This is a genomic window from Paucibacter sp. KCTC 42545, from assembly GCF_001477625.1.
Taxonomy (GTDB): domain Bacteria; phylum Pseudomonadota; class Gammaproteobacteria; order Burkholderiales; family Burkholderiaceae_C; genus Paucibacter_A.
Map to the genome: position 1 here is coordinate 42677 of NZ_CP013692.1, position 18020 is coordinate 60696.

At 64.9% G+C, this 18020-nt stretch carries 16 protein-coding genes; 14 read left to right on the plus strand and 2 right to left on the minus strand.

Going from position 1 to position 18020, the window contains the following annotated elements; genetic code table 11:
* Window positions 1–37 precede the first annotated feature (37 nt).
* The 5 genes from AT984_RS00225 (at window position 38) to pyk (ending at window position 6794) form a co-directional block, all read left to right on the plus strand.
* Window positions 38–1243: a phosphoglycerate kinase gene (locus AT984_RS00225; protein WP_058718394.1), complete on the plus strand. Its 1206-nt coding sequence runs from the start codon at window positions 38–40 to the stop codon at window positions 1241–1243.
* Between the two features lie 94 nt (window positions 1244–1337).
* A complete protein-coding gene (locus tag AT984_RS00230; protein WP_058718395.1) occupies window positions 1338–1574 on the plus strand; it encodes a hypothetical protein in 237 nt (78 codons plus the stop codon).
* A gap of 13 nt (window positions 1575–1587) precedes the next feature.
* Window positions 1588–2652: a GGDEF domain-containing protein gene (locus AT984_RS00235; protein ID WP_156421830.1), complete on the plus strand. Its 1065-nt coding sequence runs from the start codon at window positions 1588–1590 to the stop codon at window positions 2650–2652.
* Window positions 2653–2833: 181 nt separating this feature from the next.
* On the plus strand, window positions 2834–5170 hold the full coding sequence (locus AT984_RS00240; protein ID WP_058718397.1) for an NADP-dependent malic enzyme: 2337 nt from the start codon (window positions 2834–2836) through the stop codon (window positions 5168–5170).
* Window positions 5171–5363: 193 nt separating this feature from the next.
* Window positions 5364–6794 (plus strand): pyruvate kinase, encoded by a 1431-nt coding sequence (gene pyk, locus AT984_RS00245; RefSeq protein WP_058718398.1) that lies wholly within the window; start codon window positions 5364–5366, stop codon window positions 6792–6794.
* A gap of 55 nt (window positions 6795–6849) precedes the next feature.
* Here pyk and AT984_RS00250 read toward each other — a convergent pair whose 3' ends face one another.
* On the minus strand, window positions 6850–7872 hold the full coding sequence (locus tag AT984_RS00250) for an ATP-binding protein (RefSeq protein WP_058718399.1): 1023 nt from the start codon (window positions 7870–7872) through the stop codon (window positions 6850–6852).
* A gap of 217 nt (window positions 7873–8089) precedes the next feature.
* On the opposite strand from AT984_RS00250, the gene AT984_RS00255 reads away from it, so the two are divergent.
* The 4 genes from AT984_RS00255 (at window position 8090) to AT984_RS00270 (ending at window position 12192) form a co-directional block, all read left to right on the plus strand.
* Entirely contained in the window at window positions 8090–8860 is a 771-nt protein-coding gene (locus AT984_RS00255; RefSeq protein ID WP_058718400.1) for an MBL fold metallo-hydrolase, read from the plus strand.
* 148 nt (window positions 8861–9008) lie between these two features.
* Complete coding sequence (gene fba / locus AT984_RS00260; protein ID WP_058718401.1) at window positions 9009–10073, plus strand: class II fructose-bisphosphate aldolase; 1065 nt, start codon at window positions 9009–9011, stop codon at window positions 10071–10073.
* A 107-nt stretch (window positions 10074–10180) separates the two neighbouring features.
* Entirely contained in the window at window positions 10181–11080 is a 900-nt protein-coding gene (locus AT984_RS00265) for a phosphoribosylaminoimidazolesuccinocarboxamide synthase (protein WP_058718402.1), read from the plus strand.
* Window positions 11077–12192 carry a hypothetical protein gene (locus tag AT984_RS00270; protein WP_058718403.1) on the plus strand — a complete coding sequence of 372 codons (1116 nt, stop codon included), beginning with the start codon at window positions 11077–11079 and terminating at the stop codon, window positions 12190–12192. Before AT984_RS00265 ends, AT984_RS00270 begins: the two co-directional genes overlap by 4 nt.
* 95 nt (window positions 12193–12287) lie before the next feature.
* Here the strand turns inward: AT984_RS00270 and AT984_RS00275 are convergent, their stop codons facing one another.
* Window positions 12288–13253, minus strand: a complete 966-nt coding sequence (locus tag AT984_RS00275; protein ID WP_058718404.1) for a tetratricopeptide repeat protein — start codon at window positions 13251–13253, stop codon at window positions 12288–12290.
* Between the two features lie 184 nt (window positions 13254–13437).
* On the opposite strand from AT984_RS00275, the gene purE reads away from it, so the two are divergent.
* The 5 genes from purE to tsaB all read left to right on the plus strand — a co-directional run bounded on the left by purE (window position 13438) and on the right by tsaB (window position 18014).
* Window positions 13438–13935 carry a 5-(carboxyamino)imidazole ribonucleotide mutase gene (purE, locus tag AT984_RS00280; protein WP_058718405.1) on the plus strand — a complete coding sequence of 166 codons (498 nt, stop codon included), beginning with the start codon at window positions 13438–13440 and terminating at the stop codon, window positions 13933–13935.
* On the plus strand, window positions 13935–15113 hold the full coding sequence (locus tag AT984_RS00285) for a 5-(carboxyamino)imidazole ribonucleotide synthase (RefSeq protein ID WP_058718406.1): 1179 nt from the start codon (window positions 13935–13937) through the stop codon (window positions 15111–15113). The genes purE and AT984_RS00285 overlap by 1 nt, the downstream gene beginning before the upstream one ends.
* Before the next feature lie 20 nt (window positions 15114–15133).
* Entirely contained in the window at window positions 15134–16135 is a 1002-nt protein-coding gene (locus AT984_RS00290) for an L-threonylcarbamoyladenylate synthase (RefSeq protein WP_058718407.1), read from the plus strand.
* 58 nt (window positions 16136–16193) lie between these two features.
* The gene (locus tag AT984_RS00295; RefSeq protein WP_058718408.1) at window positions 16194–17180 is read left to right on the plus strand and encodes an SGNH/GDSL hydrolase family protein; all 987 of its coding nucleotides are present in this window, start codon (window positions 16194–16196) and stop codon (window positions 17178–17180) included.
* 84 nt (window positions 17181–17264) lie between these two features.
* Complete coding sequence (gene tsaB, locus AT984_RS00300) at window positions 17265–18014, plus strand: tRNA (adenosine(37)-N6)-threonylcarbamoyltransferase complex dimerization subunit type 1 TsaB (protein WP_058718409.1); 750 nt, start codon at window positions 17265–17267, stop codon at window positions 18012–18014.
* Window positions 18015–18020 lie beyond the last annotated feature (6 nt).

Sequence of the window (18020 nt, forward strand, 5' to 3'; positions counted from 1 at the left end):
TTCGTTTTCCTTTTTTACTCAAACTAAGAGACTTGCCATGAATGTGATTCGTTTCTCCGATCTGCTCGCATCCGGTCAGCTGGCCGGCAAGCGCGTGTTCATCCGCGCCGACCTGAATGTGCCGCAAGACGATGCCGGCAACATCACCGAAGACACCCGCATCCGCGCCTCGGTGCCTTGCATCGAGCAAGCCCTGAAGGCCGGCGCCGCCGTGATGGTGACCTCGCACCTGGGGCGCCCCACCGAGGGCGAGTTCAAGCCCGCCGATTCGCTGGCCCCGGTGGCCAAGCGCCTGGGCGAGTTGCTGGGCCATCCCTATGAAAACGGGGTGCCGGTGATTGCCAATTGGGTGGACGGTGTGAACGTGGCTCCGGGCCAGCTGGTGCTGCTGGAGAACTGCCGCGTCAACAAGGGCGAGAAGAAGAACGACGAGGCCCTGGCCAAGAAAATGGCCGCCCTGTGCGACATCTACGTCAATGACGCTTTCGGCACCGCTCACCGCGCCGAAGGCACGACCTATGGCATCGCCCAGTTCGCGCCCATCGCCTGTGCTGGCCCGCTGCTGGCCGCTGAAATCGACGCCATCACTCAGGCCCTGAGCGCGCCCAAGCGCCCGCTGATCGCCATCGTGGCCGGCTCCAAGGTCTCGACCAAGCTGACCATTCTGAAAGCCTTGTCCGAGAAGGTGGACGGCCTGATCGTCGGTGGCGGCATCGCCAACACCTTCATGCTGGCGGCAGGCCTGAAGATCGGCAAGTCCCTGGCTGAACCCGATCTGGTGGAAGAGGCCCGTGCCGTCATCGAAGCCATGAAGGCGCGCGGCGCGGCGGTGCCGATTCCGGTCGATGTGGTGGTGGCGCAGAAGTTCGCGGCCGATGCCCCGGCCACGGTGAAGGCGGCCGATGCCGTCGGTGAAGACGACCTGATTCTCGACATCGGCCCCAAGACGGCCGCCATCTTGGCCGAGCAACTCAAGGCCGCCGGCACCATCGTCTGGAACGGCCCGGTGGGCGTGTTCGAGTTCGACGCGTTTGCCCACGGCACCGAAACGATCGCCCGCGCCATCGCGGCGTCCAGCGCGTTCTCGATTGCTGGCGGTGGCGACACCCTGGCGGCGATTGCCAAGTACGGCATCGAAAGGGACGTGGGCTATATCTCCACCGGCGGCGGCGCTTTCCTGGAAATCCTGGAAGGCAAGACCTTGCCGGCCTTGGAAATCCTGAGCGCCCGCGCACGTTCTTGATCTGACTACCTAGCCCGGCGCGCTCGCGTGGGCTAGGCTGTTAGGTGGTCGGGCAGGGCGCTCGGCCACCCACCTGATTCAGGAGTTATGCCTTTTGCTGCTGCGCCGTCTGCTTCTGCTCTTGCTGGCCTTGACCTTGCTGGCGCTTTACGCGAACGAGCATTGGATGAGCCGCACCCTGCGCGTGGATGCGCGCAGCCATGCGCAGTTGGCCAAGGCGGTGGACGATCGCGGAGTAGGCGGCCGCAGCAGCGCGCGGCTTGAGGTGCGCGAGGGCCGGCTGGTGCTGGCTTGCGAGATCCGCCCCGGCTACGAGTGGCCCTTTTTGTGATTTGCAATTGCCCTTGGCCGCCGACGGATCCAATGTTGATCTGAGCGACTTTGACCGTATGCGTTTGTGGGTGCGCGTCAGCGGGCCCGGTGAGCGGCATGAGTTGCGCGTTTTTCTACGCAATGCCGATGCCGCCTATGCCCGCAGCGGCGCTTTGGCCGACTTGAAGCCGCATGAGCTGGTGTTCGACGCCAGCAAGGAGCGCATGCCGGTCGATGTGGAACTGCGCCGCTTCATGGTGGCCTCGTGGTGGGTGCAAGCGCATCCGCAACCGCTGAAGGATTCGGGGCCGGAGTTAAACCAGGTCAAGCTGCTGAGCCTGACCACCGGCGGCGCGGTGCCGCCCGGCAGTCACACCATCGAGCTGGAGGCGGCCGAGTTCCGCGGCGTTTGGGTGGCACCTGCCACCTTCCGCCTGGGTGTGATCGGCGCCTGGATGCTGGTCATCACGGCCTATTTGCTGTGGGACTGGCGCCGCTCGCGCAAGACCCTGGGCCAGCTGCTGCGGCGCAAGAACGAGTTGCAGCAGGCGAACGCCAAGCTCAAGGCGCGCTCACAGGATTTCGAAGCCAAAGCCCATCACGACCCCCTGACCGGCCTGCGCAATCGCCGCGGCCTGCAGCATGATGTGGCCCTGCTGACTCAGGCGCAGGAGGAGTTGTTCTTCCCTCTGACCGTGGTGTTTGTCGACATTGACCATTTCAAGCAGATCAATGATGCGCATGGCCACGATGTGGGTGATGCGGTGCTCCAGCAGTTTGCCCAGCTCTTGCAGGCCAATGTGCAGCGCGAGGACTTGCTGGCGCGTTGGGGCGGTGAGGAGTTTCTGCTGCTGATGCCGCAGACCGTGGCGGGCGAGGCCATGATGGTGGCCGAGCGCTTGCGCCAATGCATCGAGCAAGCCAGCTGGCCGGCCGGATTGACGCTGACCAGCAGCTTCGGCGTGGCGCAGGCCGATGGGGCGCAAGCGATGGAGGCCGCGCTGAAAGCGGCTGACGCGGCCATGTATCAGTCCAAGCAGCAGGGGCGCAATCGGGTGCAGCTCAAGGTGGCGGAGCGGGGCACAGCGCCCGATTGAACGCTTGCGCGCGCGATCGAATGCTTGGCAGGGCAGCCCCGCGCTGGCCAAGGTTATAGATTGATTGCATGGGACTACGTGGTCTGCGCATCAAGTCGGCCCGCGCGCCGAGGTAAATTCGGGCACCTGTTTTTGGCGCTTGAGTCCATCGAGCGGCAAGCCACACAACGAAAGAGACGCGATGACCGACATCACCAGCAAGAACACCAAGACCTTGTCCCCGGCCGAAGCGGCCTTGCGCGAGGCCGCGCTGGACTATCACCGTGCGCCGACGCGCGGCAAGATCGCGGTCACGCCCACCAAGGCCTTGTCGAATCAGCGCGATCTGTCGTTGGCCTATTCGCCCGGTGTGGCCTATGCCTGCCTGGCCATCGAGGAAGACCCCTCGCTGGCGGCTGACTACACCTCGCGCGCCAATCTGGTCGCCGTCATCACCAACGGCACGGCCGTGCTGGGACTGGGGGATATCGGCCCGCTGGCCTCCAAGCCGGTGATGGAAGGCAAGGGCTGCTTGTTCAAGAAATTTGCTGGCATTGATGTGTTCGACATCGAGTTGGCCGAGCGTGACCCCGACAAGCTGGTGGACATGATTGCCGCTATGGAGCCCACCCTGGGCGGCATCAATTTGGAAGACATCAAGGCGCCCGAGTGCTTCTACATTGAGAAGAAGCTCAAAGAGCGCATGAACATCCCTGTCTTCCACGACGACCAACACGGCACGGCCATCATCTCCAGTGCCGCCCTGCTCAACGGCCTGGAACTGGTGGGCAAGGACATTGCGACCGTCAAGCTGGCGGTGTCGGGCGCGGGTGCCGCGGCCACGGCTTGCCTGGACCTGATGGTGGGTCTGGGCGTCAAGCGCGAGAACATTTTTGTCTGCGACTCCAAGGGCGTGATCCAGGATCAGCGAGAAGACGCCAAGGCCGGTAAGCTCGACGAGAGCAAGCAGCGCTACTGCCAGGTCACGGCCAAGCGCACGCTGGCCGATGTGGTCGATGGTGCCGATGTGTTCCTGGGTTGCTCGGCCGCCGGCGTGCTCACGCAGGAGATGGTGGTGACCATGGCGCCTAAGCCCATCATTCTGGCCCTGGCCAACCCCGAGCCCGAGATCCGCCCCGAGCTGGCCAAGGCTGTGCGGCCGGACTGCATCATGGCCACCGGCCGCTCGGACTATCCCAACCAGGTCAACAACGTCCTGTGCTTCCCCTACATCTTCCGTGGCGCACTGGACTGCGGCGCCAGCAAGATCACCGAGGAAATGAAGCTGGCTTGCGTGCGCGAGATCGCCGCCCTGGCCAAGGCCGAGACCAGCGATGAAGTGGCGGCCGCCTACGCCGGCGAAGAGCTGGCTTTCGGCCCCGACTACCTGATCCCCAAGCCCTTCGATGCGCGCTTGATCCTGCGCATTGCCCCGGCCGTGGCCAAGGCGGCGGAAGAGTCGGGCGTCGCCGCGCGGCCGATCAAGGATCTGGAGGCTTATCGCCAGTCGCTGGAGCGCTTTGTCTACCAGACCGGCATGTTCATGCGCCCGGTGTTCACAGCGGCCAAGGCCAATCCCGCACGCGTGATCTACGCCGAGGGCGAAGACGAGCGGGTGCTGCGCGCCGTGCAAGTGGCGCTGGATGAAGGCATCGTCAAGCCCACGCTGATCGGCCGGCCGGAGGTGATTCAGTCGCGCATTGCGCGGGCGGGCTTGCGCCTTAAGCTGGGCGTGGACGTGGCCATCATCGACCCCGAAAACGACAGCCGCTTCCGCCAGTACTGGGAGGCCTATCACCAGGCGCTGGGCCGGCAAGGCGTGACCCCCGATATGGCCAAGGCGGCGGTGCGCCGCTCGGCCACCACCATTGGCGCCTTGGCTATCAAGCTGGGCGATGCCGACGCGATGATTTGCGGCATGGTGGGGCGCTATGACTCGCATCTGGATCATGTGCGCGACCTGATCGGCCTGCGCGCCGGTGCCAAGAGCTTCGCCACCATGAATGCCTTGATGCTGGAGCAGCACACCCTGTTCATCACCGACACCTTCGTCAACGATGCGCCCGATGCCGAGCAGCTGGCCGAAATCGCCGCCATGGCCGCCGACGAGGTGCAGCGCTTCGGCCTGCCGCCCAAGCTGGCTTTCGTCTCGCATTCCATGTTCGGCTCCAGCAAGCGGCCTTCGGCGCTGAAGATGCGCCAGGCCTACGAGCTGTTCGCCGCCGCCCACCCCGAGATCGAGGCGGACGGCGAGATGCATGGCGACGCGGCCTTGTCCGCCTCGGTGCGCGCGACCTTCTTGCCCGACAGCCGCCTCAAAGGCGCGGCCAATCTGCTGGTGTTGCCCTCGCTGGATGCCGCCAACATCTTGTTCAATGTGCTGAAGATCAGCAGCAGCCACGGCGTGACGGTGGGCCCCATCTTGCTGGGCGCGGCGGCGCCGGTGCACATCCTGACGCCTTCGGCCACGGTGCGCCGCATCGTCAATATGACGGCGCTGGCGGTGGCCGATGTGCTGGCCTTGCGCGGCGCGAAATGAGGGGGATTGAGCGCTGAAGCCAGCGCTTGAATCCGGAATGAAATCAAAGGCCCGGCATTGCCGGGCCTTTGTCGTTTCGGGCCCGCGGCGCTTCGGGCACGGGTCCTGCATTGGTAACCCGCTGTAATCGACTTTCCGCCGATTTGCGCTCCATAATCACTCGCTTGTAACTTTATTTCAGCGAGAGCCTGCCATGTCCCGTGCCACCAAGATCGTTGCCACCCTCGGCCCCGCCTCCTCGTCGCCCGAGGTCTTGGAGCGCATGATCCGCGCCGGCGTCGACGTGGTGCGGCTGAACTTCTCGCATGGCAAGGCGCAAGACCATATCGACCGCGCCCGCATGGTGCGCGAGGTGGCCGCTGCCGCCGGCAAGTCGGTGGCCATCATGGCCGACCTGCAAGGCCCCAAGATCCGCGTCGGCAAATTCGAGAACGGCAAGATCGAGCTGATCAACGGCCGCCCCTTCATCCTCGATGCTGATCGCACCGAGCTGGGCAATGACGATGTGGTGGGCCTCGATTACAAAGAGCTGCCCCGCGATGTGAAGCCCGGCGACACCTTGCTGCTCAACGACGGCCTGCTGGTGCTGACGGTGGAGGCAGTGCGTGGCGCGGCCGTGCACACCATCGTCAAGCAAGGTGGTGAGCTGAGCAATAACAAAGGCATCAACAAGCAGGGCGGTGGCCTGACCGCGCCGGCCCTGACCGGCAAGGACATGGAAGACATCAAGACCGCGATGAGCTTCCAGTGCGAATACTTGGCGGTGAGCTTCCCCAAGAACGCCACCGATATGGAGATGGCGCGCCAACTGGCCAATGTGGCCGGTGAGCCCTATCGCCACAAGCCGGGCATGATTGCCAAGATCGAGCGCTACGAAGCCATCCCGCATCTGGAAGCCATTCTGCGCGCCAGCGACGGCATCATGGTGGCGCGTGGCGACTTGGCGGTGGAAGTGGGCAATGCCGCCGTGCCGGCCCTGCAAAAGCGCATGATCAAGCTGGCGCGTGAGCTGGACAAGGTGGCCATCACCGCCACGCAGATGATGGAGTCCATGATCGTCAACCCGGTGCCCACCCGCGCCGAGGTCAGCGATGTGGCCAATGCGGTGCTGGACGGCACCGATGCGGTGATGCTCAGCGCCGAGACCGCTGCGGGCAAGTTCCCGGTCGAGACCATTGAGCAGATGGCCGCCATCGCCCTGGAAGCCGAACGCGCCGAATTCGTCACCCTGGACACCGACTTTGCCGGCCGCCAGTTTGCCCGCATCGACCAGTCGATCGCCATGGGCGCGCTGTTCACCGCCCATCACCTGGGCTGCAAAGCGATTCTGGCGCTGACCGAGTCGGGATCGACCGCGCTGTGGATGAGCCGCCACCGCATTCAGGTGCCGATTTTTGCGCTTACTACCACGGCCATCAGCCAGCGCAAGATGACGCTGTACCGCAATGTCCAGCCCCTGCTGATGCCCAAGTTTGAGGATCGCGACACCGCCCTGGCTGCGGCCGAGAAGATCCTCGTCGACAAGGGCGTGCTGATGCCCGGCGACACCTATGCCATCACCTGCGGCGAGCCCATGGGCTATCCCGGCGGCACGAATATGCTCAAGGTTTGCCGGGTCGCTTGAGCCGGCGGGTGGCCTGCCTGAGTTGACTCAGACGGGTTCAGCGCTCTTTGGCGCTTTATGCGCTCTGCGCGCTCTTGATCAAGGCCGCCGTGCGCGCCGTCATATGGGTGGGCAGCAGCTCCACTTGCGGGTGGGCGCGTGCGAAGACGCGGAACAACTCGTCCGTGAATCCGTGGCCCACATCGCTGACGCCGTCGAAGTTGATCTCGGCCCGTTTGAATTGCGGCAGTCGCGCGGCCACCCGGCGCGCTTGGGCGCGTGAGTCCAGGGCCTGGCCCGGCCCGGCCAACAGGCGCAGGGCGATGACGGTCTGGTCGAACTCAATGCCGCTGCCGTCCATGCTCCAGGCTTCCAGCACCTGATCCAGCGTGCGCTGGGTGTCCAGCGCAATCGCCATGTAAATGGAGCTGCCCTGGCGCGGCATGGGGCGGCCCGGCTGCCAGCCGGCGGACTCCCAGGCGCGGCGCTGAAAGGCGGTGTTGTTTGCGTGGATGTCGAACACATCGGCCAGCTGTGAGCTGAAGAACAGGCCGCGGCCGGTGTGCTGCTCGGGCTGACTGGTCAAGCGGCCTTTGCTCAGCTCCAGCATGGCGTGTTGCGCGTCCTCGATGCCGAAGGCGCGGCAGATATTGGCGAACACGCCACAGCCATCATCCGAGACCAGCAACTGCACATGGCTGGGTGTTTGGCGCAGTGACACCGTCACGCTGCTGCCGCCGCTGTGGTCGGCGGCGTTGTTGACCAGTTCGGTGAAGCCATGCCGAATCATCCGTGCCACGCTGGGGGGCAGGGCGAAATGCGGTGCGAAGTCGCGCTGCCAGGGCAGGTCTTCCTGCAGGCCGTGCAAGGTGTAGGAGCGCGCCACTTGGCGCAGCACGCCGGGCGAATAAACGGGATGGCGGTCGCTGCCGCTGCGGGCGAGCCAGCCGGCATTCACCAAGCGGCGCAGCGCGGCCAGGCTGGCGCGGCGGCTGGCGCCGGTGCGGTCTTCGATATGACTGGCCAGGTCGAGTGAATGCTCGTTGGCGGCTGCGGTGATCCACAGCGTGAGTTGATCGATGGAAAGTCGAATCGGCATAGCAGTTCGCCCCAGTGGTTGGCGCCGCCAGTGTGCATGAATGTGCCGGGCCCTGCTGGCAAAGATGCGCTGAATTCGCCCGTCAGCCTTGGCGCATGCCGGGTCGCTAGGCGATCGTCGCCCTGGCTTTGGCTTGCCTTTTGTCAAACCGACTAGGCCTAGCGGCCGCTACATTGGGCGCCTTCTTGTGCCCCCAGTTACACCGAGTCACGCCGACATGCCAATCGAACTCTTCAATCAGAACGGGCATATCTGCCTGATGTTTACCGACCTCTGCGTGGAGGGGGGCGAGGCGGTGCAGTCCAACCAGTTCCTGGTCATCGACGCCGGCACCGGCGCCATCATCGACCCGGGTGGCAATCTGGCCTACGGCGAGCTGTACCTGTCCATGACCCGGCATTTCGCGCCGCACAAGCTCTCGGCCATTCTTGCCTCGCATGCCGACCCCGACATCATCGCCTCGCTGGACCGATGGATGACGGCAACCACCGACGCCAAGCTCTATATCTCGAAGATTTGGGAGCGCTTCGTCCCGCACTTCTGCAAGGCCGGCAAGACCACCGGGCGCATCGTGGGCATTCCCGACCTGGGCATGCGCATTCCCCTGGGCAGCAGCGAGCTGATTGCCTTGCCGGCGCATTTCCTGCACTCCGAAGGCAATTTCCAGTTCTTTGACCCGGTCAGCCGCATCCTGTTTTCCGGCGATCTGGGCGCGTCCATGGTGGGGGCGAGTGCGGCGCAAACAGCCATCACCTCGCTGGCGGAGCACATCCCGCGCATGGAGGCCTTCCATCGGCGGTACATGGTTTCCAACAAGGTGTTGCGCCACTGGGTGCAGATGGTGCGCGGCCTGCCCATCAAGATGATCGTGCCCCAGCACGGCGCGCCGTTGCGCGGCGCGGCGGTGCAGGAGTTCATCACCTGGGTCGAGACCTTGTCTTGCGGGATCGACCTGATGACGGATCGCGACTACGCTGTGCCGAGCTGAGTTCGGCGGAGCCGTCATGGCGCACCGCTAGAATCGCCCGAAGTTACAGCGCGGTTACAGGCGGAGCATGAGGTTGATGTGCGAGTCCGTTCTGAGCAGCGTTTGATTCAAGAACACCAGATTTCAAACTCCCGGAGAACTTCTCATCATGGCTCTCGTTTCAATGCGTCAACTGCTGGACCATGCTGCTGAGCATGGCTACGGCATCCCCGCCTTCAACGTCAACAACCTCGAACAAGTGCAGGCCGTCATGGCCGCGGCCGACGAAGTCGGTGCGCCGGTGATCCTGCAAGCCTCGGCTGGCGCACGCAAGTACGCCGGTGAAGCCTTCATCAAGCACCTGATTCAGGCCGCTGTCGAATCCTTCCCGCACATCCCTCTGGTGATGCACCAAGATCACGGTCAAACCCCGGCGATCTGCCAGGGCGCCATCGACCTGGGCTTTAGCTCGGTGATGATGGATGGCTCCTTGATGGCCGACGGCAAGACGCCCGCCAGCTTTGACTACAACATCGACGTGACCCGCCAGGTCGTTGCCCTGGCGCACAAGGTCGGCGTCACCGTCGAAGGCGAGCTGGGCTGCCTGGGTTCGCTGGAAACCGGCGAAGCGGGTGAGGAAGACGGCATCGGCGCCGTCGGCAAGCTCGACCACAGCCAGATGTTGACCGACCCCGAAGAGGCCGCTCAATTCGTCAAGGCCACCGGCCTGGACGCTCTGGCCATCGCCATCGGCACCAGCCACGGCGCTTACAAATTCACCCGCAAGCCCACCGGCGACATCCTGGCGATCTCGCGCGTCAAGGAAATCCACGCCCGCATCCCCAACACCCACTTGGTCATGCACGGCTCGTCCAGCGTGCCGCAAGAGTTGCTGGAACAGATCCGCAAATACGGCGGCGCGATGAAAGAGACTTACGGCGTGCCGGTGGAAGAGATCCAAGAAGCCATCAAGTTCGGCGTGCGCAAGATCAATATCGACACCGATATCCGCCTGGCCATGACCGGCGCGGTGCGCCAGTTCCTGGTTGAGAACCCCGATAAGTTCGACGCTCGCGAATGGCTCAAGCCCGCTCGCGAAGCCGCCAAGCTGGTGTGCAAGCAGCGTTATCAAGAGTTCGGCTGCGAAGGCCAAGCCGGCAAGATCAAGGCACGCAGCCTTATCGATGTGGCCGCGGCCTACGCCCGTGGCGAGTTGAACCAAGTCGTGCAGTAAGCCGGCGCATTCACGTCGGAAGCCCGCCGAGCCTCGCGTCGGTGGGCTTTTTTCATGCCTTTTGTCCTTAAAATCAGTGACTTCATTTGCCTGCCTCTCTCCTTGCCATGACCGCTGCACTGTTGAATTCCTCGCTGACCTCCTTGCCCCTGATCGCCCGCGGCAAGGTGCGCGAAAACTATGCGGTCGGTGAGGATCGCATCCTGATGGTGGCCAGCGACCGCATCTCGGCCTACGACGTCATCATGGGCGAGCCCATCCCCGGCAAGGGCGCGCTGCTGACGCAAATGGCCTTGTTCTGGTTCGCCAAGCTGGACGGCATCGTGCCCAATCATTTGACCGGCGATGACCCACTGTCGGTGGTGAGCGAGGCCGACAAGGCGCAGGTGCGCGACCGCTCCATGCTGGTCAAGCGCCTCAAGCCCCTGCCCATCGAGGCAGTGGTGCGCGGCTACTTGGCCGGCAGCGGCTGGGCCGAGTACAAGCAAAACGGCGAAGTCTGCGGCGTCAAGCTGCCGGCCGGTCTGCAAAACGCCAGCAAGCTGCCCGCGCCCATCTTCACCCCCGCCACCAAGGCCGAGATGGGTGATCACGACGAGAACATCAATTTCGAGCGCTGCGTCGAGATCATCGGCAAGGACCTGGCCGAGCGCGTGCGCGACATCTCCATCCAGCTCTACCAGCGCGCCGCTGATTTCGCGCTGAGCAAGGGCATCATCATTGCCGACACCAAGTTCGAATTCGGCCTGGATGCCGAGGGCACGCTGACGCTGATGGACGAGGTGCTGACGCCCGACTCCTCGCGCTACTGGCCGGCCGAAAGCTATGCCGTGGGCCGCAACCCGCCCAGCTACGACAAGCAGTTCCTGCGTGACTGGTTGGAACAAGCCCAGGTGGACGGCAAGCCCTGGGGCAAGGTTGCGCCCGCACCGGCCCTGCCGGCCGAAGTGATTGAGAACACGGCCGCCAAATACGGCGAAGCGCTGCAGCGCCTGACTCAGGCATGAAACGCCTCAAGAGCCGGTTGCTGCTCCGTCTGGAGGGGCAAATTGCCGCGTCCAAGAATTTTGCAGCCAGCTCTTGCCTGAAGGCCCAGCGGGCGCTGGTGCTGGCGCGTCACGGTCATATGGCCGAGGCGCGCGAGCAACTCACCGAATTGCATCAGCTGGCCTTTCAGCACCCCCATCCCGAGGTCGGCGCCTGGCTGCACTTCGCGGAAGGGCTGATGAGTTATTACACCGACTTCAGCGTCGCCGCGCATGAAAAGATTGCGCATGCCTACGCCATTGCCAAGTCGGCAAACCTGGCGCAGCTGCAGGCCTTGAGCGCTGCCTGGCTGGCGCAAATCGCGTATGTGCAGCATCAGCAAGTCGAGATGGTGGCGTTTGCTCAGGCCTGTGATGCGGCGGCCGCGCCCGATGACCATGCTGCCCGCTACCGCCTGTGCACGGTGATGGGCTTGGCGCATTTGTATGCCGGTCAAGAGCCCGGCGCACGCGGCTGGTTTGCCAAGGCGCGGGTGCATGCGCAGGCCGATGGTGACGATGCCGCGATCTCCGCCCTGATGTACAACATGGCCGAAATGCGTACCGCGCAGGCCCGGCGTGACTCCTTGCTGAGCCAGTTCTCCGCCAGCGCGGTGGCGAATTCAGGCCTCTTGCTGGGGGCGGATTCGGTCAGCCATTTCGACGCCGTTGTGGGTGGCTCGGTGATGCCGGATCTGACGCCCGTGCTGCGCGCACAGATCCTCACCGTGGAGGGCGATTTTGCGCAAGCGCGCTCGCTCTTCGAGGCGCATTTGCCGCAAGCCATGGCCGCAGGCCTCTCGCGTTTGGGCAGCAGCTTGCTGGCCGATTTGGCCTGGTGCAGGGTCAACACCGGGCAGGCCGAACAAGGCTTGCGCCAAGCCCAGGAAGCCGAGCTGGAGTTGGACCCGCATTGCGATGTGGACGATCGCGCCATCACTTACAGCCGGCTGGCGCAGATCTACGCCGCCTTGGGCGATGCCGCCAATGCCGAGCGCCACGCCAAATCGGCCGCGGCCGAGTGGGCGGAGTTTGCGAGCCAGCAAGCCGCTTGGGGTCAAGCGCTGGCTGCGGCAGGGATGCAGCCGCGCTGAAGCTGGGTTTGGGGTGGCCCGACGGCCACCCTCAGCGTCGTCCGGGCGAAACTGGTGGCGCCAGCCGCACCGACATCAGGCCGGCGCTTTCGGCCTCAATTCAAGGCCATGCTCAGCTTGCGGCGGTACTGGTCCAGCACCGGGTCGCTGGGCGGTAACACGGTGTGGCCGGCCAACTCCAGCGTGCCCTTCGCGTCAGCGCCTGCTTTGGCGGCTGTGGCCTTAGGGGCGGGCTTGGTCATCAACTCCAGAATTGCCACATAGGTGATGCGGGCCAGGCCGTTGTTCCAGGCCTTGTCGCGCATGATGATTTCCAATAGTTCGTCCATCGCGCCAGTGAAGTCATGGCCGGCCAGCAGGCCTTGGGCCAAGGCGAAGCGGGCGTCGAAATCGCGCTTATTGCTGGCGATCGCTGCCTGCAACTCGGTGGCGTTGATGCCTGCTGCAGCGCGCTCGCAAGCCGCCAGCCAATGGCCCAGGGCGGCAAAGCGGGCGTGGCGGATGATGGTGTCGGCCGCCTGCGCAGCCACCGGGGCGAAGGCTTCTTGGGCAGCGGGCAACTCGCCCTGTTCCAGCAGGGCCTTGATCAAGTCGAAGCGGGCCACTTCATTGCTGGGGTCGGTTTCGACCGCGGCTTGCAGCTTTTGCAGGGCTGAGCTCACATCGCCCTCGGCCAGCAGTTCTTCGGCTGCGGCCAGTTCTTCCTGGGCTTCCAGGGCTTCGCCGCTGGGCACGTGTTTGTCGAGGAATTCGCGGATATCGGCTTCAGGCACGGCGCCTACAAAGCCGTCCACCGGCTGGCCGCCGACAAACATCACGCAAAAGGGAATGCTCTTGACGCCAAACATCTTGCTCAGCTGCGAGGCGATCTCGGGCACTTCGTCGGCATTGAGCTTGGCCAGAGTGAAGCGGCCGGCATAAGCCACTTCCAGCTTCTCCAGCACGGGTCCAAGGCTCTTGCAGGGGCCGCACCAGGGCGCCCAGATGTCCAGCAAAACGGGTTGCTGCATCGAACCCTGAATCAGCTCGGCTTCAAAATTCTGGAGGGTGATATCGATCATGGCTGGCAGTGGTGGGCAGTGGTGAGCGGTGACGGGTGGTGGCGAATGACGGCGTCTTGCTGGCGTCAAGGTTTGTAAATGCGGCAGTGCGTGCAGGGCAAGTGGCGGCACCCGCCTACAATTCAAGGTTTTCCAGCCCTTGCAAGGTGTAGCGCCTGGGCTGTTCAATTGAGCGGATTTTCCAATGAGTGCAGCATCTCCTTTGGTTGGCGTGGTGATGGGTTCCAGCAGTGACTGGGACACCATGAAGCAGGCCGCCGACATTCTCGCCGAGTTCGGCATCGCCTTCGAGGCCCAGGTGGTCAGTGCGCACCGCATGCCTGACGAGATGTTTGCTTATGCCGAAGCCGCTACCGGCCGGGGCTTGCAAGCCATCATCGCTGGCGCCGGCGGTGCAGCCCATCTGCCGGGCATGCTGGCCGCCAAGACGGTGGTGCCGGTGCTGGGCGTGCCGGTGGCCAGCCGCCATCTGCAAGGCGTGGATTCGCTGCATTCCATCGTGCAAATGCCCAAGGGCATCCCGGTTGCCACCTTTGCCATCGGCACCGCCGGTGCGGCCAATGCGGCGTTGTTCGCCGTGGCCATGCTGGCCAACCACGATGCAGCCCTGCGCGACAAGCTGCAGGCCTACCGCGTGCGCCAGACCGAAGTCGCCAAGGCGATGACGCAGGATCTGGTCTGATGCAAGCCGCCAAGTTGCCGGGTCAAGCCACCCTGGGCGTGATGGGTGGCGGCCAGTTGGGTCGCATGTTTGTGCACGCGGCCCAGGCCCTGGGTTACCGCACCGTCGTGCTGGACCCCGATGCCGAAAGCCCGGCCGGCCTGGTGGCCCATCAACATATTTGCGCCGACTACGCGGATGTCGCCGGCCTGACCGAGCTGGCCGCGCAGTGCGATGCCATCACCACCGAATTTGAGAACGTGCCCGCGCAAGCGCTTCAGCAACTCGCGCAAACCCGCTTCGTGGCGCCCGCTGCCGCGGCCGTCGCGATCTGCCAGGACCGTGCGGACGAAAAGGCCCACTTCCAGGCCAGCGGGGTGGCTTGCGCCCCTTATGCGCAGATTCGCGATGAAGCCGAGCTAGCGGCAGTGAGCGATGCGCTGCTGCCCGGCATTTTGAAAACTGCCCGCATGGGCTATGACGGCAAGGGTCAGATCCGCGTGCGCAACCGCGCCGAGCTGATTGCTGGCTGGGCCGATCTGAAGCAAGTGCCTTGCGTGCTGGAGCAGATGCTGCCGCTGGCGCTGGAGCTGAGCGTGATCAGCGCCCGCAACGCGGCTGGCCAAGTGGTGCAGTTCCCGGTGCAGCAGAACCTGCACCGCGACGGCATTCTGGCCGTCACGCAAGTGCCGGCACCCGCCGTCAGCGAGGCCTTGGCCGCCCAGGCCCTGGCGGCTGCGGCGCGCATCGCCACCGAGCTGAACTATGTGGGCGTGCTGTGCGTGGAGTTTTTTGTGTTGCAGGACGGCAGCCTGGTGGTCAACGAAATGGCGCCGCGCCCGCATAACTCCGGCCACTACACCATGAACGCCTGCGATGTGTCGCAGTTCGATTTGCAGGTGCGCGCCATGGCCGGCTTGGCCCTGAATCAGCCGCGTTTGCATTCGCCCACCGTGATGTTGAATTTGCTGGGCGATCTGTGGTTCGATGGGCAAGGGAAAGAGCAAGGGCAGGCGCGCACACCCGCTTGGGCACAAGTGCTGGCGCTGCCCGGCACACATTTGCATCTGTACGGCAAGGCTTCGGCCCGGCCGGGGCGCAAGATGGGCCACCTCAACATCACCGCCGCCACGGCGGCCGAAGCCGAGGCCACGGCGCGTGCCGCTGCCGCGCTGCTCGGCTTGCCCACGCAGTGGTAACAGCGCCAAGCGCCAAGCCCATGTTGTTGGACGGACAAGACCCGCAAGCCCTGGCCCAGGCCGCCGCTGCCCTGGCGGCTGGCGAGCTGGTGGCCTTCCCGACCGAAACGGTTTACGGCCTGGGTGCGCGCGCCGATGTGGACACGGCCGTGGCCAAGATTTTTGCGGCCAAAGGCCGGCCGGCCGATCACCCCTTGATCGTGCATGTGCTGGATGCTGCCGACGCGGCGCAGTTCGCTCTGGCCTTGCCGCCGACGGCGCAGCGCTTGATGGCGGCCTTTTGGCCCGGCCCGCTGACCGTGATCGTCAAGCGCCAGCCCGGCATGGCCGCTGCGGCGGCGGGCGGGCAAGACAGCATCGGCCTGCGCTGCCCTGCACACCCGGTGGCGCGCGCCTTGCTGGCCGCTGCCCGCGAGCGCGGCGTGGCCGGTGTGGCGGCACCCAGCGCCAACCGCTTTGGCCGCGTCAGCCCAACCCAGGCGCAGCATGTGGCAGATGAGTTCGAGCCCGGCCTGCTGGTGCTCGACGGTGGCGACTGCGAAGTGGGCATCGAGTCCAGTATCGTCGACTGCTCGCGCGAGCGGCCGGTCTTGCTGCGCCCCGGCGTGCTGACGCCTCAGCAGATCGAAGCCGCGTTGGGCGAGCCCCTGGCGCCTGCGCATCAGGGCGATCCGGCCGCGCCGCGTGCCTCAGGCACCCTGGTGGCTCACTACGCGCCGCGCGCCGTGGTGCGCTTGATGAGCAGCTCGGCCCTGGCGCAAGCCCTGGCGGGGGAGCGCCCGCAGGGGCTGGCGGTATATTCGCGCGTGGCCTCTGCCGAGGCCGCGTCAACTGGCTCAGCTATCCTCTGGCGCCAGATGCCCGCCGAGGCCAAGGCCACGGCGCATGAGTTGTTTGCAGTTTTGCGAGAGTTGGACGGCGCCGGCGCCAGCCAAATCTGGATCGAAGCGCCACCGGCTGATGTGGCGTGGGATGGGGTCAGAGACCGCTTGTCCCGCGCGGCGGCGGCGTTTGAAGCTTAAGAGCGTCAGCTTAGGGTCCACCGGCCCGGCTGGCTTGGTTTTTTGGTACGGAGAGTTCATGAAGAGTTTCAAACCTGGCCCGCGTGGCTTTGATGCCCGCTCGAGTCGCCACGGTATTGCCGGTCTGGCCTTCGCCGCCCTGACGTCCCTGGCCTTGCTGAGCGGCTGCGGCGGTGGCACTTCGCAAATTGAGCCCTTCGCACCCACTCGCATCATCAGCTTTGGCGACGAAAGCAGCCTGATCACCAGCGACGGCAAAAAGTACACCATCAACGGCCTGAGCGCGACCACCAGCACGCTGGACTGCAGCCTGAACCCGCTGTGGGTGCAGACCCTGGCAACGCATTTCGGCCTGGTGTTCCGTGAGTGCAATCCCAACCAGATCGCCACGCCCACCGGCCTGATGTACGCCATGGCGGGCGGCAAAGTGGCCGATATGAAGAACAAGCTGGACGGGCATTTCGCCGTCAGCACCTTCGGCCCCAAGGACATGGTCACCGTGATGGTGGGCGCCAACGACATCCTTGAGCTGTACGCCGCCTACCCCGCGCAAAACAAGGCCTCCTTGCTGGACGAAGTGCGCGCCCGCGGCCGCTTGCTGGCCGATCAGGTCAACCGCATCGCCAATGCCAATGGCCGTGTGGTGCTGTCCACCGTGCTCGATCAAGGCCAGACCCCGTTCGCGCTGAAAGAGCGCGCGAGCAAGGGTGATATTGACCGCGCCGCCTTCCTGACCGAGTTGACGCGCGAATTCAATCTCGAAATGCGCGTCACCATCCTCAACGACGGCCGCAAGATTGGCCTGGTGCTGGCCGACGAGAGCTTGGAGACTGTGGTCAAGTACCCCTCGTCCTTCGGCTTCAGCAATGTGGTCGATGCCGCTTGCCTGACCACGGTGGCGATCGAGAATTGCACGACCGCCACCCTGATCGCTGACAGCAGCGCCACGGGCTGGTTGTGGGCCTCGGATACCTTGATGTCGCCCGGCGGCCAGTCGCAACTGGCCAATATCGCCCTGCGCCGCGCGACCAACAACCCCTTCTGATTTTCGGCTAGTGTTCTGGCCCGGCTGCGGCAACGCGGTCGGGCTTTTTTCTTGTCATCACGACCGCCTCGCTACACTGCTTCAATGACCGTTCTGCTGGCTCTCGACAGTTCCACCGAAATCATGACCCTGGCGCTCAGCAGCCCGGCGGTTGAGGCCTTGTTCGAGGCCGAAGGCGGCGCCAATGCCTCCGCTCGCCTGGTGCCCGAAGCGCTGGCTCTGCTGGCTGGCGCTGGCCTGCGCCTGGCGGATGTTGACGCGATTGCTTTCGGGCGCGGCCCCGGTGCCTTCACCGGCCTGCGGGCGGCTTGCGCCGTCGTGCAAGGCCTGGCTTTTGGTGCGGCTAAGCCGGTGCTGGCGATTGATAGCCTGGCTCTGGTGGCCGAGGATGCGCGCCAGCAAGCCGCCTTGGCCGGTGCGCCGCTCAGTGGTCGGGTCTGGGTGGCGATGGATGCCCGTATGGGCGAGATCTACGCCGCCGCCTTCCAGTGCAGCGCCGACGGCGCCTGGCAAACCGAACAAGCTGCCGCCCTCTACAAACCGGCCGATCTGGCCGCGCATTGGCTCTCGCAAGGCGAGGCATTTGTGCTGGCGGGCTCGGCCTTGACCCCGTTCGCTGCCGAGTTGGCGCCTGCCCAAGACTTGTTCGAAGGCCGCGCTTGGCCGCAGAGCCGCTCACGCGCCTCAGCCCTGGCCGCCCTGGCGCGCCAGGCCTGGGCGAAGGGCGAGTTGCTTGATGCCGCCGATGCCATGCCGGTTTATGTGCGCGACAAAGTGGCGCAGACGACGCAGGAGCGCCTGGCTTTGCGCGCTGCTGCGGCTGCAGCGCCGTGAGCCATT